We start from the raw sequence: 21,590 nt of genomic DNA, 5'->3' as shown, positions 1-21,590 counted from the left end.
GGAACGGCGAGCCGCGCGGTCGAAATGCCCGATTGTGACCGCCAAACGGCGTCCGGCCTGCGATTGTGCCGGACACCTTGGCGGTTGCTGTGTGTTACACATCACCCGTTAGGACCCGTAACCCACCAGTGTCGATCCCGCTCCGGCGACCGTGACCGTCACCCAAAGTGGACACACCGTCGCTTGCGCTACCTTGATCGGCATGGACGGCCGGACCCTCGGGGTGATCTCGGCGGGCGGGGTGCTCGGCGCGCTGGCGCGCTACGGCCTCACCGTCGCCTGGCCCCACCCGGCGGGCGGCTTCGGCTGGGCCGTCTGGCTGGTGAACGTCTCGGGCTGCTTCCTGGCCGGCCTGCTGGCGGTCTGGATCGCCCGGTTCCTGCCCGACCGGCGTCACGTGCGCCCGTTCCTGGTGACCGGATTCCTGGGCGGCTACACCACCTTCTCCACGGCCATGACCGACGTCGTGCTGTCACCCACCGTGATCGGCCTGGTGTACCTGCTGGCGACCCTGGCCGGGGCGCTGCTGGCCGTCTGGGCGGGCAGCGCGCTGGCGGCCCGGATGCCGCGGTGACCGCGCTGCTGGTCGCGCTGGGCGCCGCGGTGGGCGCTCCGCTGCGCTATCTGACCGATCAGGCATTACGCCGCGGCACGTTCCCGGTCGGCACACTGACCGTCAACGTGGCCGGCTCGCTGCTGCTCGGCCTCCTGATCGGCCTGCCCGCTCCCCCGGCCCTGGCGGCCCTGCTGGGCACCGGCTTCTGCGGGGCACTCACGACGTACTCGACGTTCAGCCTCGAGACGCTCACGCTGGTCCGCAACGGCGAGCGCCGGCGGGCCGTGACCTACGTGGCGCTGAGCCTCGCCCTCGGCCTGGCCGCCGCCGCCCTGGGGCGCTTGCTCGGCGCGTCCCTCTGACCGGGAGGATCGCGGGATGGAGCTGGCGAAGATTCTCGAAGCGGCGGCCGCCGGGGAGTTCCCCGCGGCCGACGGCGGCACGACCGTCGTCCCGCAGCCCAGCGACCGCGACGCCGGGGTCCTGGCCTTCACCGCGCACACCGTGATCTTCCTCGACGAGGACCCGGCCTGGATCCACGCGACGATCGCCGCGCTCGACTGCGACCCGCTGGCCGCGACCATGAACCCGGTCTTCCTGTCCGCGCTGATGGCCCGCACCGGCCGCACGACCGAGACGATCGACCTGCTGACCGTCGCATCCGCGCTGGCCGGTCCGCCGCCGCTGCCGCTCACCGAGGAGCAGGACCAGGAGCACCCCCGCGTACGCCGGGCGCTCGAGCACCGCGACGACGTGCGCACGTGGCAGGCCCTCGGCGGCGTCCTGACGATCGGCCGCGGCGTGGCGGGCCGCTGGGAGATCTCGATCGAGGTGGACGAGCAGGCCCGCGACCGGGGGCTGGGCCGCGCGCTCGCGCTCGCGGGCCGGCACCTGATCCCGCCGGGCGCCGTGCTCTGGTCCCAGCAGGCCGCCGGCAACGCCCGCAGCATCCGCGCCTTCCAGTCCGCGGGCTACCGTCCCGTGGGCGCCGAGATCCTCCTGCACCGCCGGACCGGACCCCGGGAGTTCCCGGAGTCCGGCAGCGGCGAACGGCACAACGGCTAGACCCGGGCCAGCTCCCGCTCGTCACGGGCGGGCGCCGCGGTCTGCGGCGGCTCGTGGGCGATCTGCGGCAGCCACCCGAGCCAGCGGGGCAGCCACCAGTTCTTCTCGCCCAGCAGCGCCATCACGGCGGGCAGCAGCACGGCCCGGATGATGGTCGCGTCGAGCAGCACCGCGGCGGCCAGGCCGATGCCCAGCTGCTTGGTCGAGGCCAGCGGCAGCGTCGCGAACAGGGCGAACACCGCCACCATCACGACCGCGGCGCTGGTGATGACGCCCGCCGTGCGGCCGATGCCCTCGCGCACCGCCATCCGCGTCGACAGGCCGCGGTCGTGTCCCTCGCGGATCCGGCTGAGCACGAAGACGTGGTAGTCCATCGACAGTCCGAACAGGATGATGAACAGGAACAGCGGCATCCAGTTGATGATCCCGCCCGCGGCCTGGAAGTCCAGCTGGCTCTCGAAGTGGCCGTACTGGAAGACGAAGACCAGCATCCCGTACGCCGCGGCGACCGACAGCAGGTTGAGCACCACCCCGGTGACCGCGACCACGACCGAGCGGAACGACACCAGCAGCAGCAGGAACGCCAGCCCGAGCACGAAACCGAACACCCATGGCAGGCTCGCGTCGAGCCGGGCGTTGAAGTCGGCGCTGCCGGCCGCCTCGCCGGTGACCAGGGCCGGCGTGGATCCGAAGACCCGCGGCACGACGGTGGAGCGCAGCAGCGTCAGGTCGGACTCGTGGGCCAGGCCGAGCGACACCACGGCGACCGTTCCCGCGGGGTTGATCCGCACGTCCACCGGCCCGGTGAGCCGTCCGCCGCTCGCCTCCACCTCCGCACGGAGGCGCGCCACGGTCTGCTCGAAGCCCTTGGACCGCACCGCGGACGAGGCCACCACGACCTGCGCGGGCGAGGTCTCGCTGGGGAAAGCTTCGTCGATGGCCCGGTACGCCTGGACGATCGGCGCGCTGGGCGGCAGGTCCTCGAGGCCCTCGGCCTTGGTCCGCAGGTCGAGCGCCGGGGCGGCCAGCGCGGCCAGCGCGCCCACCGCGAGCACCGCCGAGATCAGCGGCTTGGCCAGCACCAGCCGCAGGAACCCGTTCCACACCCGGCCGTCGCTGCGCCGCCGGTAGAGTCCGGGGATCTTGATTGCGTCGACCTTGTCGCCCAGCGCCGACAGCAGCGCCGGCAGCACGGTCAGCGAGCCGAGCACGGCGGTCGCGACGACGAGGATCGTGCCCACGCCGAAGCTGACGAAGGTCGTGTCGAACGTCAGGAACATGCCCGCCATCGCGACGATGACGGTCAGACCGGAGATCCAGATCGAACGGCCCGAGGTCTGCGCCGCGATCACCAGGGCGCGGTGCGGGTCGGCGCCGTTGCGCCGCTCGTCGCGTTCCCGGCGGATGTAGAACAGGCAGTAGTCGACGCCCACCGCGAGGCCCACCAGCAGCATCACGTGCACGGTGGTGTCCACGGTCGGCGCCAGGCGGCTCGCGAACGCCAGCAGGCCCATCGCCGCGACGACCGCCATGATCGCCAGCGCGACCGGCAGCAGCGCGGCGACCACCGCGCCGAAGGCGACCAGCAGGATGCCGAGCGTCACCGGAATCGAGAGCATCCCGAGCTGGTTGAGGCCCTTCTCGAGCTTGTCGCCGATCAGCTTCTCACCGCTCGCGTCGCCGCCCTCGGCGATGTAGAGACCGGGGTGGACGGCCTGCACGCGGGCGACCGTGTCGAGGGCCGGCTGCACCCGCTCGGAGGCGGTCTCCGGGTCGCCGCCGATGCCGAACGCGACGAGCGAGGAGCGACCGTCCGGCGACTGGATCGGCGCCTGCACGTCGACCACGTCCGGCGTCTTCCTCAGCGCCGCGGTGACGTCGGCGACGGCGGCGGCGCGGTTGCTGCTCGCCCGGTTCTGCACGATGACCATCTCGCCGGCGGGCCGCTCGGGGAAGCCGGCCGCCTCGACGATCCGGTCGGCCTTGCCCGAGTCACCGTGACCCTGGTCGGCGCCGGTGGCCTCGATGGTGCCGAAGTGTCCGCTCAGGACGGTGACGGCGGCGACGAAGGCGATCCACCCCAGGATCGCGAGAGTCCGGTGACGGGCGCTCCAGAGCGCGGCGCGTGCCGCGATGCCCTTGACGTGCTCGGGATTCTTCATGCTGGAAACGCTAGGAACTGCGGCGACCGCGATCGATACGGCTGACCCGCTTATCGGGGGTAGGGGTAGCCCTACCCCTGCAGGTAGGCCAGCACTGCCATCACGCGGCGGTGCTGCTCCTCGTCCTGGTGCAGGTTGAGCTTGGTGAAGATGTTGCGCACGTGCTTCTCGACCGCGCCCTCGGTGACGACCATCTTGCGGGCGATCGCGTTGTTCGACAGGCCCTCGGCCATGAGCCCCAGCACCTCCCGCTCGCGCGGGGTGAGGGCCCGCAGCGGGTCGTCGCGGCGGCGCCGGACGAGCAGCTGGCTGACCACCTCGGGGTCGAGCACGGTGCCGCCGCCGGCGACCCGGCGCAGCCCGTCGAGGAACTCGCCGACCTGCGACACCCGGTCCTTGAGCAGATAGCCGACCGCGCCCAGGCGGTCGGCGAGCAGATCGTCGGCGTACGAGACCTCGACGTACTGGGACAGCACGAGGATCGGGGTGCCGGGCACCAGGCCGCGCGCCTCCACCGCGGCCCGGAGCCCCTCGTCGGTGTGCGAGGGCGGCATGCGGACGTCCACGATGGACACGTCCGGCTTGTGCTCGGCGATCGCGGAAACGAGGGAAGGCCCGTCCCCGACGGCCGCGACGACGTCGTGACCGTTCTCCTGGACGAGCCTGACGAGTCCCTCACGCAACAGCACCGCGTCGTCTGCAATCACCACCCGCATGCCGCCATGCTGTCAGAAAAGCCGATCAGAAGAGGGGCAGGGCCGCGGTGAGCCGCGTCCCGCCGCCGAGCGGGCTCTCCACGTCGAGCACGCCGCCGGCCGCCCGCACCCGGTCGTCGAGCCCGGCCAGCCCGTGTCCCTTGGCCAGGCTGGCGCCGCCCACCCCGTCGTCGGCGATCGAGACCAGCAGGCCGCTGCCGCTGCGCCGGACGCTGACCTGCACCTCGTTGGCGTGGCTGTGCTTGGCGACGTTGGTCAGCGCCTCGGCGACCACGAAGTACGCCGTCGACTCCAGCGAGGGCTCGAGCCGCTCGATCTGCTCCGCGTCGAGGTCGACCGGGACCAGGCTGCGGCCGGCGAGCGCCATGAGGGCGGCCTGCAGCCCGCGGTCGACCAGGATCGGCGGGGCGATGCCGCGGGACAGCGCGCGCAGCTCGTCGAGCGTCTCGCGGGTCTGCGTGAGCGCCTCGGCGACGGTGGCGCGGGCGGCCTCGGGGTCGGTGGTGAACTGCTGCTCGGCGCGGCCGAGGTCCATCGCGAGCCGCACCAGGCGCTGCTGCGGGCCGTCGTGGATGTCGCGCTCGAGCCGGCGCAGCGCGGTGGCCTCGGCCGAGACGGCGGCGGCCTTCTGCTGCTGGGCGACGACCGTGGCGGCGTTCGCCTGGGCGAGCTGCTCGCGGACATCGTTCAGGCTGCTCAGCAGGCCGCGGGCGAACCACGCCTCGAGCAGGGCGGAGACGCGGGCCACCGGGTAGAGGGTGCCGGCGAAGAAGATGCCGAGCGCGATGTAGAACACCAACCGGGTCGCGGTGCCGTCGCCCATCCCGAGCAGCTCGGGCAGGTCCTGGTCGTCCGCCCCGCGCGGGATCGACCAGTCCCAGAGAGGCGCGGTGAGCCCGCCGATCGCGCCGGCCCACCAGGTCACCACGAGGCTGAAGCTGATGGTGCTCGGGATGAAGCGGAACATGCCGTGCACCAGGTCGAGCCAGTACTGGCTGTCGGTCAGCGGCGCCAGTGTCCGCTGCAGCAGGCCGGCGTCGGGCCTGCTCTTGTAGTAGGGCTGCGGCACCTCCCGGCCCAGCACCGGGCGGATCCGGGCGCGCTCCAGCATGGCGAAGGCGCGCGCCACCATGAACGTCGCCAGCAGGATCGGCAGGCCGACCCAGATGATCAACGTGCCCACGCCGGTGAAGAACAACGTCATGAACAGCGTGACCGTGAGCATCGCGAGCGGGAAGCCGACGAGCACGTACTGGGTGTCGATGAGCACCTGCCGCGACAGGCGCGCGAGAGGTGAGGGCGCGGGAGAGGCGTACGTCGTCATGTTGTTGACGCTAGGCATCGGCGGTCCCCGTTCCGATCCTGCGAGCCGCCCGATCGGCGGTAGGGTTAACCCCACCACCGTACGGCTCAGCGCAACTGATAAATCGTGACCGGCCCGGCGGTGTATCGCAGGGTTGCCACCTTGGCCAGGTTCGCCGAGACCTTACCGGCAGCCCGCTCGTCCGCGAACAGCCACTTCGCGTCGTACAGCCGCTGCAGCTTCTCGATGTCGGCCGGCAGCCCGTCCGCGAAGACCTTCTGGTTGAGCATGTAGCGCTCGAAGTCGGGCGCCGGCTGCCGCATGTAGCGCTCGCCGTTGACGCCGTCCTGCGCGACGGCCTCGTCGGTGTATCCCCAGCTCTCGATCACGGTGCGCCGGCCGCCCAGCCCGGCCACCCAGAACGCCCGGGCGTCGCAGCCGGACACCCAGTCGATCGGCTGGCAATGCACGTTGGTGGCGACGACGTCGTCCTTGCCGGCGTTCTCGTCGAGCCACTGCGCGGCCTGCATCTCCTCGGGCAGGATGCGCTTCTCCGGCTCGACGTAGGGGGCAGGCGCGCCCGACAGCGCGGTGTCCACCTCCTTGAACTGCCGCTGGGCGCCGCCGGCCAGCCCCGCGCCCAGGACCGCGGCGAGCAGCCCGGCCGGGACCGCGCGCCAGGGCGTACGGCCGGTGAAGACGCGGCGGAGGATCAGCGCGATCGCGGCCACGCCCGCGGCCACGATCGCCGTACGCACCACCGGCTCGGCCAGCACGAGCGCCCAGCGGACCACCCGGTCGACGCGCGGCGGGAACATCTGCGGGGCGATCAACGCCCAGATGCCGCCCGCCAGCACCCCGGCGAGCACCGGACGCCAGCTGCGCGCCACCTGGGCCATCACCCAGGCGACCGCGACCGTGCCGAACGGCGCCGCGCTCATGAAGAAGTAGATCTGGCTGGCCGACGGGTGCCAGAGCAGGAACGTCGCGCCGGCGCCGGCCGTGGTCATGCCGGCCAGCAGCCACGCGGCGGGGTCGGTGCGGGTGGGGCGGGCGACGAGGCCCGCGAGGGCGAGCATCCGCGGCGACTGCATGAGCAGCCACCAGACGAGCAGCGAGGCGATGAAGAACTTGCCGGCGGTGCTCGCGTGCTCCACGCCGTACGGGAGGAACTGGTTCTTGTCGATGACGTCCTGATAGCCGATCGTGCCGCGGTAGGGCGTGACCCAGTACAGGATGGCGAGCGGCTGGAAGGCCAGCGTGCCGGCGCCGCCGCCCGCGAAGAGCCGGAAACCGAGCGCCGTGGCCGCGACCGTGAGGGCGAAGAACCCGGCCGTGGGCAGCAGCCGCCGGCGGTGGCGGAAGAGCATGACGACGGACGCCGCGAGCAGGCCGGCCAGCAACGGCGGCAGCGCGCTCGACTTGGCGCCGGCGCAGGCCAGGGCGAGCGGGAAGACCAGCAGCCACGTCCAGCCCAGCCGGCGGCCCTGCAACACGTCGACGGTGAACACGACCAGCAGGCCGAGCAGCGGGATCGCGTACGTCTGGGAGGGGCTGACCGCGCTGACCGGGCTCACGCCCAGCGCCGTCGTGGCCGAGCCCAGCAGCAGCGGCAACCCGAGCACCGCGGTCGTGCCGCCGAGCGCGCCCGCCCACCACCGGTCGCTGAGCAGGCGGGTCAGCGCGGCGAGCACGAAGATCGCGGTTCCGGCCACCGGAACGATCCACAGCCGCAGCAGCACGATCGCCGGGTCGATCTGGGTGATCATGCTGCCGGTGGCGATGTCGGCGTCGGACAGGTAGTGGTAGTGCAGCGTCTCGCCCGCCACCTGCGGCACCTGGAACGGGATCCCGCGGGTCATCTCGTGCACGAGCGCGAGGTGGTAGAGCACGTCCTGATAGATCACGCCCCCGGCGGGCGGCAGCGGCGTCGAGGCCCACTCCGGGTACTGCGAGGCCACCAGCAGCGCCAGGCCGCCGGCCACGATCCACGACCAGCGCAACGGCAGCGGGCGGGGATCGCTCACCCGCCAGTGCCGGTGCAGCCTCGGCACCGCCAGGAACGGCACCACGACCAGCGCAGGCCACCACGGCAGCAGCACCTGGTTGCCGGTGGCCGCGCACAGCGCCCAGCCGACCAGCATGATCAGCATGCCGGTGGCCGCGCCCAGGCCCAGGTCCTCGGGCAGGTTGCCGCGGCTGCCGCGCAACGCCCGGTACAGCAGCGTGCCGGGCAGCACGATGTCGACGGCGAAGTACAGCGAGTAGAGCGCGATGTCCCGGCCCGGCACGCCCGTGTCGAGCAGCGCGAGCACGAACAGCACGGCGGGCACGATCCAGGGCAGGATCGCGAGCGGCAACCGCACGTAGCGGTACACCTGGCGGGGTCGTCGGGAGTCCGCCGGGGCCGGCGCCGCGGGCGGGGCCTCGGCGGACTCGAGCACGGCGGTCACTCGACGAGCGTCGTCAACCGGGTGAACTCACGCGGGAGGTCGTAGCCGTCCCAGATGGAACCGAAGGTGAGGGCCGACCCGAACGGGACGATGCGGTCGACGCCGCGGCCGCCGAGCGCCAGCGCGAACTCGCGCAGCTGCTCGCTCGTGAAGCCGAAGTGGCTGAACGTCTGGTCCTGCCGGTTCATCGCCGGCACCAGCTCGAGCAGCGAGCCGACCTGGGCGAACGGGAAGGCGCCCGCCCCGATCCAGCGGCGCGGCGCGTCCGGCACCGTGATCAGCGACATGGCGGTGACCGTGTTGGCCGGGAACTCCATCGACGAGACGGCGCCGGTCGCGGCCATGCCGTAGGCGTTGACCCGCTTCTCGACCGCCATGGCGGCATCGATCTCCCAGCCGCGCTGGTCGACCGTCTCGAGCAGCAGCTCGACGAACTCCTCGCGGACGTCGCTCACGTCGGCGTCCTCGCCGACGATGAACACGGCGCGCGGCGAGGAGCAGGCCGCCTGGTCGAACCAGTACGAGTCGTTGGTGAAGCCGAGCACCGCCGCCCGCCGCTTGGCCGGGTCGGACGCCCGCCAGCCGTCGGCCGACAGCGCCGCCCACGACGTGCGGTCGGGGAAGGTCAGGTCGCGCGCGGAGGGGCGCAGCGGGTGCTTGCGGATGGCCTCGACGGCGGAGTCGCCGCCCCAGATGACCCGCAGGTCGGCCCACTTGCTGAGCGCCGCGGTGACCGCGTCGTCCCGGCCGTAGGTGATCATGCGCTGGGTGCGGGCGATCACCGGGTCGGCGTCGGCGAGCACCTCGTTGAGCGCGGTCAGGATCGTGTCGGCAGCGGTGGCCGAGCGTTCCGAGATGCGGACGACGTTGTGGTTGCCGGCCAGCGCCGACAGCGCCCACGAGTACACGAAGATCGTGTCGACGTTCGCCGGCGGGATGTGGAAGACGTTGCCGCGCGGGAACACCAGCGCGTCGCCCTGCCTCATGTGCTCGACCGTGCGGTGCAGCTCGGCCGGGCGCAGGAAGAACCCCAGCGAGCCGAGCTCCGGGTGCCGCCGCGCCACCGCGGGCGCGAGCAGCTTGCGGGCCAGCTTGGCGAGGAAGTCGACGACCCGGGGGTCGCCGACGGTGAGCCGGTCGTCGGAGGGAGCGGTGAGGTCGCCCTCCACGCCGAAGCGGTACTGGATCACGCCGCCTCCCGGTAGGTGTCGGAGCAGCCGCGCGCCTCGGCCCGCGGCAGCCGGCCCAGCACGGAGAAACGCTTGCCGGGCCAGTCGCCGTCGTCGACGCCGTGCACCACGCCGAGGTCCTCGGTGAGCAGCACGTGACCCGGGTACGACGTCGGCAGCGTGCTGATGACCTCGATGAGCCCGGGCTTGCCGACCGGCTGCTCGGCCCAGGTCTCGGGGTCGCGGATCACCACGTCGGCGAAGTCGGGGCAGTACAGCGAGCCGCCGGTGGGCCCCTCGAGGAAGATCGTGCCGATCTGCTCGATCATGCCGTAGTAGTTGTGCACCTTGGTGAGCCCGACGCCGGCCAGCCGGTTGCGGAACTCTTCCGGCGAGACGGCCTGGTCGATCAGCTTCTTCCAGCCGCCGGAGTGGATCAGGATGCCGTTGCTGAGGTCGAGCCCGTTGTCGCGGGCCACCTCGTAGAGGTGCAGCCAGACCAGGTAGGTGAAGCCGAAGATCAGGAACGGCTCGTCGCCGTACTGCTCGAGGAAGCCGCGCAGCGCCTCGACGTCGACGTGGCCCTCGTTGTCGAGCGCCCAGACGTGATTACGGCCGAAGTTCGACATGCCCAGCACGCCGGCGCCGCGGGCGCTGAACGACTTGCGGTCCTTCAGCATCGCCTTGGTGTCGACCAGGATCATCGGCAGCCGCTTGGGGCCGAGCACGGTCTGCACGGTGGCGCCCAGCTTGCGGGTCTGCTCGCCGGCCGCCGCCTTGTCGAGGTAGATCTTGCTGACCTCGGCGCCGGTGGTGCCGCTCGACGTGAGGACCTTGTAGACCTCGTCGTCGGGGATGCTCTTGAGCTCGAGGTTCTTGAACAGCCGCACCGGCAGCCAGGGCAGCTCCGCGACCGACGAGGCGGTCCGGAAGCCCGAGGCGGCCAGGATCCGCGCGTACGGCTCGCAGTTTTCCCGGTGGTGCTCGGTCAGCGCGGAGAGCTCCTTGAGAAGGACCTCCTCCTTCGCGGCCTGAGGCAGGGTGAACACACTCACAGCGACGACTCCAGCGCCCGATAGTCGATCTTGCCGTTCGGCAGCAGCGGCAGGGCGTCAACACTACGCACTACGACGCCGGAGAAGTGTGTCCCCAGCCACTCGGAGATCTTGGTGCGGAGCCCGCGGGCCTCGTCGTCCGAGATGTTCTCGGCGAACACGTGCAGCTTGTCGTCGCCGGCCACGGCGGCCACCGGGAAGTTCTTCTCCACGTCATCCAGGTTGATCCGGACGCCGAAGACCTTGCCCATGCGCTTGGTGCGGCCGGTGATGAACAGGAAACCCTCGTCGTCGATGCGACCGAGATCACCTGTGTGCAGCACGCCACCCTGCACGTCGCCGAGCGCCAGGTCGGCCGCCGTCTCGGCGTAGCCCATCATCACGTTGGGGCCGCGGTAGACGACCTCGTCGTCCTCGATCGTGAACGTGCCGCCGGGCAGCGCCAGGCCGACCGAGCCGAGCTTCTCGTCGAGGCGCTCGGGCGGCAGCGTGGCCATCCGGGGCGCGGCCTCGGTCTGGCCGTACATCACGTAGAGCCGGCCGCCGACCGTCGCCATCCGCTGGGCGAAATCGGTCACCAGGTCGGTGCGCAGCCGGCCACCCGCCTGGGTGAGCGTGCGCAGCGCGGGGTATTTCGCCGGGTCGAAGCGCAGCCGGCGGAGCATCTCGTACTGGTAGGGGACGAACGCCATCGACGTGACGCCGTGCTCGCCCGCCGCCGTCCAGAAGTCGCGCTGCATGATGCCGGTGCGCTCGAGCACCACGGTCGCGCCCTTGAGCAGGTACGAGTTGAGGACCGACATCCCGTACGAGTAGAAGAGCGGCAGGGTCGTGATGGCGACCGAGTCCGGCGTGATGTCGAGAACCTCGGCGATCTGCTCGGCGTTCACCCGCACGGCCTCGGCGGACAGCCGCACCAGCTTCGGGTTGCCGGTCGAGCCGCTGGTGGTCAGCAGCAGCGCCAGGTCGGGGTGCACCTCGGTGGTGGTGAACCGCTCGATCAGGTCGGCGTGGTCGCCGTCGGGGTCGAGCAGCACGACCGGACGGCCCACCCGGAACGCCGCCAGATAGCGGGCGATCGCGGGCAGAGTCGTCTCGAACGGCAGGAACACCACGCCGGCCCCGGTGGCCAGCTCGGCGGCCGCTGCCTCGATCATCTGCTCGGTCAGCGTCTCGCCGGTGACCGCGTCGATCACGCGGGCACCGGGGTGCAGCAGGTTCACAGCGTCAGTCCTCCGTCGACCCCGAGCACCTGGCCGGTCACGAACCGGGCCTGCTCGGAGAGGAGGAACGCGATCACGTCGGCGACCTCGTCGGCCTCACCCAGCCGGCCCAGCGCCGTGTCGGCAATGCGCTCCTGGCGGCCCTTCTCGTCGAGGGTGTCGAGCATGTCGGTGGCGATGAAGCCGGGCTCGACCGCGTTGACCCTGATGCCCTGCGGCCCGAACTCCTTGGCGGCCGACTTGGCCAGCGCCGCGACGGCGGCCTTGGAGGCGGCGTAGACGGCCTGGCCGGCGATCCCGCGCGAGGCGGTGATCGACGAGACCAGCACGACGGCCGGGTTCTTGCCCCGGGCCAGCAGCCGGGCGGCGCCGCGCAGCGTGTAGGCCGCGCCGGCCGCGTTGACCGCGAACAGGCGCTGGATGGTGGCGTCGTCGGTCATCCCGAGCATGCCGGCGGCGTGCGTGCCGGCGTTGACCACCAGCGCGTCGAGGCGCTTGAAGGTCTGAAACGCGAGCTGGGTGAGCGCCTTGGACGTCTGGGGGTCGGCGATGTCGCCGTGCCCGCTGACGGCGGTCACGCCGTACTTGCCGGACAGCTCCTCGGCGACCGCGGCGACCGCCTCGGCGCCGTGGCCGTGCAGCACGAGGTCGTACCCTCGCTCGGCGAGCCGCGTGGCGGTAGCCCGTCCGATACCGCGGGAGGCGCCTGTGACCAGGGCCGCCCGGTCACTCATTGATGTCAACCCCGTACTTGCCGAGGATGCGGACGGCCTCGGCGAAGCTCGACATGTTGATCACGTCGTCTGTGTCAATCATCACGGAGAACTCGTCCTCGATGGCCGCCACCAGGGACATGTGGGCCAAGGAGTCCCACTTCTCGTTGTCCTGGTACCGCAGGTCGTCCACGGGGGCGTCCGCCGGAAGGTCCAGGGCGGTGCGGAACGCCTCGCGCAGTCTCTGCAGTTCACTCACGGGGGTACTCCAAAGGGGGCGGGTGGACAGAGGATTTTCAAGCTCGTCGCCTGCGGCAACGTGGTCGTTAATGCTAGCGGAAGCGCCGATGAACTACGGTTGGCGTTTGATGTTGGCCCGCGAATCGGCTGGTGAGGTGGTTATGCTTCCGCCTCGTACTGCGTCCTGCCCACCCCCCGGGAGAAAATCAAGTGTCTGTACTCAGCGGATCGTCGATCCTGGTCACCGGTGCCACCGGGTCCTTCGGCAAGGCGTTTCTGGACTACGCCCTGACCCACCTCGACCCGCAGCGCATCGTCGTGTTCTCCCGCGACGAGCTGAAGCAGTACGAGGTCCGGCAGATGTTCGGCGACGACTCGCGGCTGCGCTTCTTCCTGGGTGACATCCGGGACAAGGCGCGCCTGGAGCGGGCCATGCACAACATCGACTACGTGGTGCACGCCGCCGCGCTCAAGCAGGTCGACACCGCGGAGTACAACCCGTCCGAGTTCGTCGAGACCAACATCAACGGCTCGCAGAACGTGATCGACGCCGCGATCGACAAGGGCGTCAAGAAGGTCGTCGCGCTCAGCACCGACAAGGCCTCGAGCCCGATCAACCTGTACGGCGCCACCAAGCTGGTCGCCGACAAGCTGTTCATCGCCGGCAACCACTACGCCGCGACCCACCCGACGCGCCTCGCGGTGGTTCGTTACGGAAACGTTATGGGCAGCCGCGGCTCGGTCGTTCCGCTGTTCCGCAAGCTCGCCGCCGAGGGCAAGAGCCTGCCGATCACCGACAAGCGCATGACCCGCTTCTGGATCACGCTCCCCCAGGCCGTGAAGTTCGTCGTCGACTCGTTCGACACCATGCAGGGCGGCGAGCTGTTCGTCCCGCGCATCCCGAGCATGCGGATCCTTGACCTGGTCGAGGCCGTCGCGCCGAACTCGGCGACCCACGAGATGGGCGTGCGGCCGGGCGAGAAGCTGCACGAGGAGATGATCGCCTCCGACGACAGCCGCCGGACGCTGCGCTTCCCCGACCGCTACGTGGTGCAGCCGGTCGTGGCCAGCTGGGGCTACGAGAAGCCCGAGGGTGGCGAGGAGGTCGCGGACGGCTTCAACTACCGCTCCGACAACAACGACCTGTGGCTCTCGGTCGAGGACATGCGCAAGCTCCTCGAGGAGAGCTGATGCTGCCGTACGGGCGGCAGTCGATCAACCAGTCCGACGTCGAGGCGGTCGTCGCCGCGCTCGGCAGCGACTGGCTGACCACCGGCCCCCGGGTCGCGCAGTTCGAGAAGGACATCGAGGCCGTCGCCGGCGCGCCCGCGGTCACCGTCACCAACGGCACGACCGCGCTGCACACGGCGTACGCGGCGGCCGGCGTCACCAAGGGTGACGAGGTCGTCACGACGCCGATGACCTTCGTGGCGACGGCGTCCGCCGCGGCGATGCACGGCGCCACGATCGTGTTCGCCGACATCGAGGACGAGACGGCCAACATCGACCCGGCGGCCGTCGAGGCCGCCGTCACCTCGCGCACCAAGGCGATCGGCGCGGTCGACTACGCGGGCCACCCGGCCGACTACGACGCGCTGCGCAAGATCTCCGAGAGCGTCGGCGCGGTGCTGGTCGGCGACGCCGCGCACTCGATCGGCTCGACCGTCCACGGCCGCCCGGTCGGCACGCTCGCCGACCTGACGACGTTCTCGTTCTTCCCGACCAAGAACATGACCACGGCCGAGGGCGGCGCGGTCGCGTCGATCCGGCCCGACCTGCTCAAGCGGGCCCGCACCTTCCGCACGATCGGCGTGGTCCGCGAGGACCTGCGCCGCCCCGACGAGGGCCCGTGGTTCTACGAGGTGCACGAGTTCGGCGAGAACTACCGGCTGCCCGACGTGCTCTGCGCCCTGGGCAGCTCGCAGCTCAAGCGGCTGGCCGCCTTCAAGGCCCGCCGCCAGCAGCTCACCGCGCGCTACGACGAGCTGCTCGCCGACGTGCCGGGGCTGCGCCTGCCGATCCAGCGTGACGGCGTCGACCCGCTGCGTCACCTCTACCCCGTCCGGGTGCTCGACGGCCGCCGCCGCGAGGTCTTCGAGCGCATGCGCGAGGCCGGCATCGGCGTGCAGGTCAACTACATCCCGGTCTACTGGCACCCGGTGTTCGAGGACCTCGGCTACAAGCGCGGCATGTGCCCCGTGGCCGAGACCTTCTACGCCGAGCAGCTATCGTTGCCGCTCTTCGTCGATCTCAGCGACGCCGACCAGGACCGCGTCGTGGAGACGCTGCGCACGATCCTCGGGAGCTAGCGGGTGCACCACGCCAACCACTTCTACGGCCACGCGCACATCCTGGCCGAGTACTGCGGGCTGGACCGGGAGCATCCGCCCCGGATCAACGGCTACCTGCAGCACGGGTGGAACGTGGTGGACGGGCTCGGCGCCGGCACTCCCTATGTGCCGGGCCGGCCCATCTTCGTCTATTCCGAGCAGACGAGACGGCGGGCGTGGTCGATGGGACGCCGGCAGGCCACGGTGGTCGGCGCGCCGTTTCTGTACCTGCTCACCATGCGCCCCGAGCCGACGCCGGCCGAGGAAGCGGCCCGCGAGGGCACGATCTGGTATCCGTTCCACGGGTGGGAGGGCCAGCACATCGCGGGCGACCACGAGCGCCAGGTCGAGGAGATTCTGGAGACCGAGCGCGGCGGCCCGGTGACGTTCTGTCTCTACTGGCACGAGTTCCGCAACGATGCCGTCCGGGCCTCGTACGAGAAGTACGGCCGGGTGATCTGCCACGGCTACCGCGGGTACCAGTGGCGCGACACCGACATCGACTTCCTCGACAAACAACTGGTCGAGCTGCGCAAACACAAGCGCGTGGCGTCGAACAGGTTGAGCAGCGCCGTGTTCCACGGCGTCGCGGCCGGCTGCGAGCCCGCCGTCTACGGCGACCCGATGCACCTCGACAAGGAGCACCGGCCCACGGCCGACCGCATCCGGCGCAACTGGCCAGAGCTGCACGGCAAGCACGTCGATCTGGCGGCCGCCCGCGCCACGGCCATGAGCGAGTTGGGGGACGGTTACCTGGCGTCACCCGCGGAGCTGCGCGCAATGCTCGGCTGGACGGGGTATTACACTGCCTCTCCCGCCGAGACGGAGGCCGTGCTGGCATGATCGAAATGATCGGGGGTGAGATGCCCTCCTTCACCGAGGACCGCCCGCGCGCCGGGGGCGCGCTCTTCGGCTACCTGGCCGGGCAGCTCCCGGCCGGCGCCGAGGTGCTCATCGCCGGCCCGCACACCGACGAGCTGATCGACGCGCTCGCCGCCCGCGCCGCTGTCACCTGCCTGGTGCGCTCCGAGCCCGAGGCGATCGAGCTCGACGCCCGCGGCATCACCACGCTCTGCGGCTCGCTCGCCAAGCTGCCCGCCGACGAGAAGTACGAGGTCGTGGTCGCGCTCGACGGCCTCGACCGGCTGTGCTCGGTCGAGGACGCGCAGCTCGACTGGGTCGAGTGCCTGCAGGCGCTCAAGCGCGCGCTGCGCCCCGGCGGCACGCTGCTGCTCGCCGTCGAGAACGAGCTGGGCGTGCACCGGCTCGTCGACCCCACCACCGCCACGTCGGCCCAGAACGACAGCGAGTGGCGGCCGCTCGGCGAGTTCGACACCAAGCCCGGCAACCCCACCCGGCTGGCCGACCGGCTCGCCGCCGAGGGCCTCGCGATCGACTGGGTGGCGGCGGCCTGGCCGGTGCCCGAGGCGCCGACGCTGATCGCCACGCCCAACGCGCTGCAGGACGGCCCGTCCGACGCGCTGGCCGCCGTGGCCGCGGGTGCGGTCGGTAAGGCGTACGCCGACAAGGCCGTCCTCAGCGATCCCCGCCGGCTCGCCGCGGCCGCCGTGCGCGGCGGGCTGGGCCCCGAGTTCGCCGCCTCCTGGCTGGTGGCCGCCCACCGGGCGCCCCGCCCCGCGGCCGTGCTGCACCTCCCGCCCGTGCTCGCCGGCGACGGCCCGGTCCTCGAGCTCACCCCGGGCTCCGACGGCCGGTGGGTGCGCCGCGTGCTGCGCGAGGCCCCAGGCCGCGACCTGTCCGTGCTCGAGGGGCCGCTGCCCCCGGGCCGGCTGCTCGAGGAGCTGCTGCTGGCCGCGAGCCTGCGGCACGACCTGCCGACGCTGCGGCGGCTGCTCACCGGCTGGGCGGCCGCGCTGCCCGAGGCGACCGCCGACAACGTCGTGGTGCACCACGACAGCTACGCGCTGCTCGACCCCAGCGTCCCCCCGCAGTCCGGTGTGATCCGCCGGTTCGCGCAGACGCTGCTCGGCGGGGGCTACGCACACCCCTGGCCCGCCGCCACCGACCTGCCGACGCTCACCTCGATCCTGCACGGCGCCGCCGGCCTGCCCGACGACGTCCCGGCCGTACCGGCCGACGAGGAGCTGCCCCTGCCCGACTCGCGCCGCGAGCACGAGGAGCAGCTGCGAGCCCTGCGCCGGCAGATCGCCGACGCCACCTCCCGCGCCCAGTGGTACGAGCGCGAGCTCAACAAGCGGGACTCCGAACTCCACAAACTTCGCAAGCAGGTTGCGCTATTCAGCGGCACCGTGAGCTTTCGTGTGGCGAAACTCGGGTACGGCGTCGCCCGCAAGGCACGTAACCGCCTTCGAAAAGGACTTAAATGACAACCCTCGGCATCATCCAGGCCCGCATGGGCTCCTCGCGCCTGCCCGGCAAGGTGCTGCGCCAGCTCGGCGGCCGCAGCGTCCTCGAGCGGGTCGTGCGGGCCGCCCAGCAGAGCGGGGTGCTCGACACGCTGGTCGTCGCGACCACCGTCGAGCCGGCCGACGACGCCGTCGTGGAGGAGTGCGCCAAGATCGGCGTGCCCTGCTACCGGGGCCCGGTCGACGACGTGCTGACCCGCTTCCTGGGCGTGCTCGACCGGCACGAGAGCGACGTGGTCATGCGGTTCACCGCGGACTGCCCGCTGCTCGACCCGCACCTGGTCGGGCTCGCCCACCGGGTGTTCGTCGCGGCCGAGGTCGACTACATGACCACGTCCATCGCCCGCACCCTGCCGCGCGGGCTCGACGTGGAGGTCGTGCGCACCCCGGTGCTGCGCGCCGTCGACAAGCTGGCCACCGAGCACCACCGCACCCACGTGACGTCGTACATCTACACGCACGCCGACGACTTCGACGTGATCGGCCTGACCATGCAGCCCGACCTCTCGCACCTGCGGCTGACGCTGGACACCGAGGACGACTGGAAGCTCATCGAGGCGATCGTGGGCCACTTCGGCGACGAGCCGATCTCGGTGCGCGAGCTCGCCGACTGGCTGGCCGGCCGGCCCGACCTCATCGAGCTCAACGCGCACGTCCTGCAGAAGGCCCTGGTGCAGGCGTAGCCGTGACGGTTGTCGGAATCCGCTGCGACGCCGGTGCCCGCACCGGCGTCGGGCATCTCGTCCGGTGCGTCGCGCTGGCCGAGGAACTGGTGGCCCGCGGCGTCGGCGTGCGGTTCCTCGCCGACCTCGGCGGCGTGGAGTGGGCCGAGTCGCAGCTCACGCAGCGCGGCCTGGCCTGGGAGCAGCCGCCGGCCGAGGCGGCCGGGCTGGTCGGGACCGCCGGGCGGCTCGGCCTGGACGCGCTGGTCATCGACTCGTACACGCTGCCGCCGGAGCACTCCGCGGCGGTCCGCGCGTCGGGGCTGCCCGTGCTCGCGATCGTCGACGGCGACTTCCGCGGGCAGACCGCCGACATCTACGTCGACCAGAACCTCGACTCGGTGATCAGCGGGGCCGACGGGCTGGGCCTGGCCGGGCTCGACTACGCGCTGCTGCGCAGCTCGGTGCGCCAGCTGCGGCCGCTCGAGCCGCCGGTGCACACCTCCACCCGTACGCCCAAGGTCGTCGCCTTCTTCGGCGGCACGGACGCCTATCGGGCCGCTCCCGAGATCGCGGTGCTGCTCGCGCAGACCGGGGCGCCGTTCGAGGCCACGATCATCGGGGCGAACGAGAGCCTGCGCGACGAGCTGCACGCCGTCGTGCCCGGCGAGGGACAGCGCTTCGACATCATCGCCCCCACCGACGACCTGCCCAAGCTGCTCGCCGGCGCGGACCTCGCGGTGAGCGCGAGCGGCACGTCGACGTGGGAGCTGCTCTGCCTGGGCCTGCCGGCGGCGCTCGTCTGGGTCGTCGACAACCAGATCCTGGGGTACGAGAAGACGATCGCCCGCGGCTACGGGGCGGGCCTCGGGCGGCTCGGCCACCTGGGCGCGGACGCCGTCGACACGCTCAGCCGGCTGCTCACCGACGCGGCCGCCCGCACCGAGCTGGCCCAGCGGGCCTGGTCGGCGGTGGACGGCCGCGGCGTGGAGCGGGTGGCCGACGCGCTGCTCGCTAGGGTGCCGTCACCTCGATGACGACCTTGCCCACGACGTGCTGCTCGACGGCCTCGTGGGCGTCGGCGACCCGGTCGAACGGGAACCGGACGATCGGCAGCCCGGCCTCCTCCCCCACCCGGAAGGCGCCGGAGTCGACCGCCTCGGCCACGGCCGCGACGGCGTTGTCCTTCTCCTGCTCCGAGGTGGTGTAGGTCAGCACGAAGTCGAGGCTGACGTTCTTGAGCATCGCCTTGAAGCTGCCGAACGACACCTTGCCCGGCACGTAGATGGCGATGTTGCCGCCCGGCGCGATCACGTCGAGGTCGAGCGGCAGGTTGTCGGTGCTGACCTCGACGACCACGTTGGGGCCGGTCTCGCTGAACGCCCGGATCTGCGCCGCCACGTCCTCGTCGCGGTAGTTGAACACCGCGTCGGCGCCCGCGGCCGTGGCCAGCTCCGCCTTCTCCTTCGACGAGACGGTGGCGAGCACGGTCGCGCCGGCCCACTTGGCGAGCTGGATCGCGGCGTTGCCGACCGCGCCCGCGCCGCCCGCCACCAGCACCGTGCGGCCCTCCAGCGCCCCCGGGGCGAGCCGGTCGGGCCCGTCGCTGGCCAGCGTGAGGCAGCGGTGCGCCGTCAGCGCCGGAATCCCCAGCGCGGCGCCCACCTCGAACGGCACGTCCTCGTTCATCCGCACCACCTGGCGGCGCGGCAGCACGACGTACTCCTGCGCGGTGCCGTTCTCGCGGGCGTAGGAGGCGTCCCACACCCAGACCCGGTCGCCCGGCTCGAGCCCCGTCACCCCGTCACCCACCGCGTCCACCACCCCGGCGCCGTCCTGGTTCGGCACGCGCGGCGGGGTGACCCCGTCCGGCACGCCGCGGCCCGCCCGCGTCCCGGTGTCGGTGGGGTTGACGGCCGACAGGACGACCCGGACGCGGACCTCACCGGGCCCGGCAGGCGGCAGGTCCCGCTCGGCGATCCGAAGGACGGACGCGGGACCTGGCTCGGTGAACACGGCTGCACGCATCATGCCTGCCACCCTAGTTTCCACAGCCGCCATGCGCCGCTCTCGGTGACCACGACGACCGTGACCTGCGCCCGGCACAGTCACCGAATCGCCGACCTCGACTCGCGGGACGACCACCTGCCAACCGCCCAACCGGCCGCCGAACCCTGGACCACCACCTGCCAACCGCCCCACCAGCCGCCGAACCCCGGACCACCACCCGCCGACCGCCCAACCAGCCGCCGAACCCCAGACCACCACCCGCCAACCACCCAACCGGCCTCCGGCACCTGAACGACCGTCTGCCCGACGCCGACGCCAGCAGAGCAACCACCTACCCAACGCCGAGCACCTCGGCCCTAACGCCGAGCACCTCGGCCAACAGAGCAACCATCCCTGCCCAACGCCGAACCCCTCCCCGCGAGTCGATCACTCCGCCCAACGCCGAGCCCCCGAGCATCAGCACGGCCACTCGCGCGATACCGGACGCGAGCCCCGCTCGGTCGATCGCCCGCCTGGCGACCCGATCAGTGCCGCGGTGCGTCGGCATCGCCGCGGCTCGCTCTTCCGGACGAATCACGTTCTCTGTCCACGCTCCTTGCGCCGCGCCGCCGACCGGGTGCGGACACCGGTGACAGGCGTGAGACGGAGGGGCTCGCCAGTACCGGGTCGACGGCATGCCGATCCGCCGCTGCGACGATCCGGCCCGCGGAGGAGCTGCTTCGTCGACGGCAAGAGACCGACGGCAGCGGGGCGCAGACGCCGCATTCCCCCAAGGCGGCCCGCTCGCGATGAGGGTCGCGCTCGTCCGAAGCCGCGCTCGACCCGAGACCCTGCTTCACCCGGGGTCGCACTCGACTTGGAGCCGCGCTCGACTTGGAGCCGCGCTCGACTCGCGGCCGCACTCGACCGAAGCTGCGCTCGTACCGAAGCCGCGCTCGTCCGAAACCGCGCTCGACCCGGGACCACGCTCCACCCGGGCCGCACTCGACTTCGAGCGGCGCTCGACTCGAGGCCGCTCTCGACCGGAGCTGCGCTCAGCCCGGAGCCGCGCTCGGCCCCAGGCCGCACCCGACCCAAGCCCCGCCCGGCCCAAGCCCCGCCCGGCCTAAGCCCTGCCCGGCCCAAGCTGCGCTCGACCCTAGGCCGCACCCGGCCCCAGCCTCACCCGTCTTCGAGCCCGACCCGACTTCAAGCCCCACCCAACCCCGAGCCCCACCCGAACCCCGGCCTCATTCGACCCGGGGCAGCGCTGGACCGGGGCCGCGCGCTCGGGCGGGGCGCGGGCTCGGGCGGGGCGCGCGCTCGGGCGGGGCGCGCGCTCGGGCGGGCCGCGCACCCGGACGAGCCACGCACGCGGACGAGCCACGCACGCGGACGAGCCACGCACCCGGGCGGGCCACGCACCCGGGCGGGGCGCGCGCTCGGGCGAGCCGCGCACTCGGACCCGAAGCGGACGGATATCGGCCCCTCCGGACGGGCGACAGGGCGACGCCGGCGGGGCTTTCGGGAGTGGGAGGGAAACGGCTCAGCGAATGGGCGAGCGCAC

Annotated in this window: 19 protein-coding genes; 9 read left to right on the top strand and 10 right to left on the bottom strand. The window is 72.0% G+C overall.

The window, feature by feature from the left end; genetic code table 11:
* Positions 1-202 precede the first annotated feature (202 nt).
* From ACSNN8_RS15470 to ACSNN8_RS15460, 3 genes are read left to right on the top strand one after another with little or no spacing between them, the layout of a single operon-like run.
* On the top strand, positions 203-574 hold the full coding sequence (locus tag ACSNN8_RS15470; RefSeq protein WP_436649881.1) for a fluoride efflux transporter FluC: 372 nt from the start codon (positions 203-205) through the stop codon (positions 572-574).
* A complete protein-coding gene (crcB, locus tag ACSNN8_RS15465) occupies positions 571-918 on the top strand; it encodes a fluoride efflux transporter CrcB (protein ID WP_436649880.1) in 348 nt (115 codons plus the stop codon). The genes ACSNN8_RS15470 and crcB overlap by 4 nt, the downstream gene beginning before the upstream one ends.
* Before the next feature lie 16 nt (positions 919-934).
* A complete protein-coding gene (locus ACSNN8_RS15460) occupies positions 935-1,621 on the top strand; it encodes a GNAT family N-acetyltransferase (RefSeq protein ID WP_436649879.1) in 687 nt (228 codons plus the stop codon).
* Here ACSNN8_RS15460 and ACSNN8_RS15455 read toward each other — a convergent pair.
* The 9 genes from ACSNN8_RS15455 to ACSNN8_RS15415 all read right to left on the bottom strand — a co-directional run bounded on the left by ACSNN8_RS15455 (position 1,618) and on the right by ACSNN8_RS15415 (position 12,674).
* Entirely contained in the window at positions 1,618-3,783 is a 2,166-nt protein-coding gene (locus tag ACSNN8_RS15455) for an MMPL family transporter (protein ID WP_436649878.1), read from the bottom strand. The genes ACSNN8_RS15460 and ACSNN8_RS15455 overlap by 4 nt on opposite strands.
* Positions 3,784-3,854: 71 nt before the next feature.
* Positions 3,855-4,499, bottom strand: coding sequence for a LuxR C-terminal-related transcriptional regulator (locus ACSNN8_RS15450; protein WP_436649877.1), 645 nt, complete (start codon positions 4,497-4,499; stop codon positions 3,855-3,857).
* Positions 4,500-4,524: 25 nt separating this feature from the next.
* Entirely contained in the window at positions 4,525-5,823 is a 1,299-nt protein-coding gene (locus ACSNN8_RS15445) for a sensor histidine kinase (protein WP_436649876.1), read from the bottom strand.
* An 86-nt stretch (positions 5,824-5,909) separates the two neighbouring features.
* Positions 5,910-8,255: a hypothetical protein gene (locus tag ACSNN8_RS15440; RefSeq protein ID WP_436649875.1), complete on the bottom strand. Its 2,346-nt coding sequence runs from the start codon at positions 8,253-8,255 to the stop codon at positions 5,910-5,912.
* On the bottom strand, positions 8,252-9,445 hold the full coding sequence (locus ACSNN8_RS15435; RefSeq protein ID WP_436649874.1) for an acyl-CoA reductase: 1,194 nt from the start codon (positions 9,443-9,445) through the stop codon (positions 8,252-8,254). The genes ACSNN8_RS15440 and ACSNN8_RS15435 overlap by 4 nt, the downstream gene beginning before the upstream one ends.
* Positions 9,442-10,479: an acyl-protein synthetase gene (locus tag ACSNN8_RS15430; RefSeq protein WP_436649873.1), complete on the bottom strand. Its 1,038-nt coding sequence runs from the start codon at positions 10,477-10,479 to the stop codon at positions 9,442-9,444. Before ACSNN8_RS15430 ends, ACSNN8_RS15435 begins: the two co-directional genes overlap by 4 nt.
* Positions 10,476-11,702, bottom strand: coding sequence for an AMP-binding protein (locus ACSNN8_RS15425; RefSeq protein WP_436649872.1), 1,227 nt, complete (start codon positions 11,700-11,702; stop codon positions 10,476-10,478). Before ACSNN8_RS15425 ends, ACSNN8_RS15430 begins: the two co-directional genes overlap by 4 nt.
* Complete coding sequence (locus tag ACSNN8_RS15420; protein ID WP_436649871.1) at positions 11,699-12,436, bottom strand: SDR family NAD(P)-dependent oxidoreductase; 738 nt, start codon at positions 12,434-12,436, stop codon at positions 11,699-11,701. Before ACSNN8_RS15420 ends, ACSNN8_RS15425 begins: the two co-directional genes overlap by 4 nt.
* Positions 12,429-12,674 carry an acyl carrier protein gene (locus ACSNN8_RS15415; protein ID WP_436649870.1) on the bottom strand — a complete coding sequence of 82 codons (246 nt, stop codon included), beginning with the start codon at positions 12,672-12,674 and terminating at the stop codon, positions 12,429-12,431. Before ACSNN8_RS15415 ends, ACSNN8_RS15420 begins: the two co-directional genes overlap by 8 nt.
* Before the next feature lie 191 nt (positions 12,675-12,865).
* Here ACSNN8_RS15415 and pseB point away from each other — a divergent pair, with 191 nt between their 5' ends.
* The 6 genes from pseB to ACSNN8_RS15385 are packed head-to-tail and all read left to right on the top strand — an operon-like array spanning position 12,866 to position 19,071.
* Entirely contained in the window at positions 12,866-13,846 is a 981-nt protein-coding gene (gene pseB, locus ACSNN8_RS15410; RefSeq protein WP_436649869.1) for a UDP-N-acetylglucosamine 4,6-dehydratase (inverting), read from the top strand.
* Entirely contained in the window at positions 13,846-14,964 is a 1,119-nt protein-coding gene (locus tag ACSNN8_RS15405) for a DegT/DnrJ/EryC1/StrS family aminotransferase (protein WP_436649868.1), read from the top strand. Before pseB ends, ACSNN8_RS15405 begins: the two co-directional genes overlap by 1 nt.
* A 3-nt stretch (positions 14,965-14,967) precedes the next feature.
* Complete coding sequence (locus tag ACSNN8_RS15400; protein WP_436649867.1) at positions 14,968-15,828, top strand: hypothetical protein; 861 nt, start codon at positions 14,968-14,970, stop codon at positions 15,826-15,828.
* On the top strand, positions 15,825-17,333 hold the full coding sequence (locus tag ACSNN8_RS15395) for a hypothetical protein (protein WP_436649866.1): 1,509 nt from the start codon (positions 15,825-15,827) through the stop codon (positions 17,331-17,333). The genes ACSNN8_RS15400 and ACSNN8_RS15395 overlap by 4 nt, the downstream gene beginning before the upstream one ends.
* Positions 17,330-18,055 (top strand): cytidylyltransferase domain-containing protein, encoded by a 726-nt coding sequence (locus ACSNN8_RS15390; protein WP_436649865.1) that lies wholly within the window; start codon positions 17,330-17,332, stop codon positions 18,053-18,055. Before ACSNN8_RS15395 ends, ACSNN8_RS15390 begins: the two co-directional genes overlap by 4 nt.
* A gap of 2 nt (positions 18,056-18,057) precedes the next feature.
* The gene (locus ACSNN8_RS15385) at positions 18,058-19,071 is read left to right on the top strand and encodes a PseG/SpsG family protein (RefSeq protein ID WP_436649864.1); all 1,014 of its coding nucleotides are present in this window, start codon (positions 18,058-18,060) and stop codon (positions 19,069-19,071) included.
* Here the strand turns inward: ACSNN8_RS15385 and ACSNN8_RS15380 are convergent.
* Positions 19,049-20,062 (bottom strand): NADPH:quinone reductase, encoded by a 1,014-nt coding sequence (locus ACSNN8_RS15380; protein WP_436650732.1) that lies wholly within the window; start codon positions 20,060-20,062, stop codon positions 19,049-19,051. The genes ACSNN8_RS15385 and ACSNN8_RS15380 overlap by 23 nt on opposite strands.
* Positions 20,063-21,590: the final 1,528 nt, after the last annotated feature.

The sequence above is a fragment of the Actinoplanes sp. URMC 104 genome, assembly GCF_051386375.1.
Taxonomy (GTDB): domain Bacteria; phylum Actinomycetota; class Actinomycetes; order Mycobacteriales; family Micromonosporaceae; genus Actinoplanes.
This window is presented reverse-complemented; position numbering and strand designations above follow the sequence as displayed.

Coding starts and splice junctions, on each gene's coding strand:
- ACSNN8_RS15470 (WP_436649881.1), top strand. CDS start 203: ATGGACGGCCGGACCCTCGGGGTGATCTCGGCGGGCGGGGTGCTCGGC.
- ACSNN8_RS15460 (WP_436649879.1), top strand. CDS start 935: ATGGAGCTGGCGAAGATTCTCGAAGCGGCGGCCGCCGGGGAGTTCCCC.
- ACSNN8_RS15455 (WP_436649878.1), bottom strand. CDS start 3,783: ATGAAGAATCCCGAGCACGTCAAGGGCATCGCGGCACGCGCCGCGCTC.
- ACSNN8_RS15450 (WP_436649877.1), bottom strand. CDS start 4,499: ATGCGGGTGGTGATTGCAGACGACGCGGTGCTGTTGCGTGAGGGACTC.
- ACSNN8_RS15445 (WP_436649876.1), bottom strand. CDS start 5,823: ATGACGACGTACGCCTCTCCCGCGCCCTCACCTCTCGCGCGCCTGTCG.
- ACSNN8_RS15420 (WP_436649871.1), bottom strand. CDS start 12,436: ATGAGTGACCGGGCGGCCCTGGTCACAGGCGCCTCCCGCGGTATCGGA.
- ACSNN8_RS15405 (WP_436649868.1), top strand. CDS start 13,846: ATGCTGCCGTACGGGCGGCAGTCGATCAACCAGTCCGACGTCGAGGCG.
- ACSNN8_RS15395 (WP_436649866.1), top strand. CDS start 15,825: ATGATCGAAATGATCGGGGGTGAGATGCCCTCCTTCACCGAGGACCGC.
- ACSNN8_RS15390 (WP_436649865.1), top strand. CDS start 17,330: ATGACAACCCTCGGCATCATCCAGGCCCGCATGGGCTCCTCGCGCCTG.
- ACSNN8_RS15380 (WP_436650732.1), bottom strand. CDS start 20,062: ATGCGTGCAGCCGTGTTCACCGAGCCAGGTCCCGCGTCCGTCCTTCGG.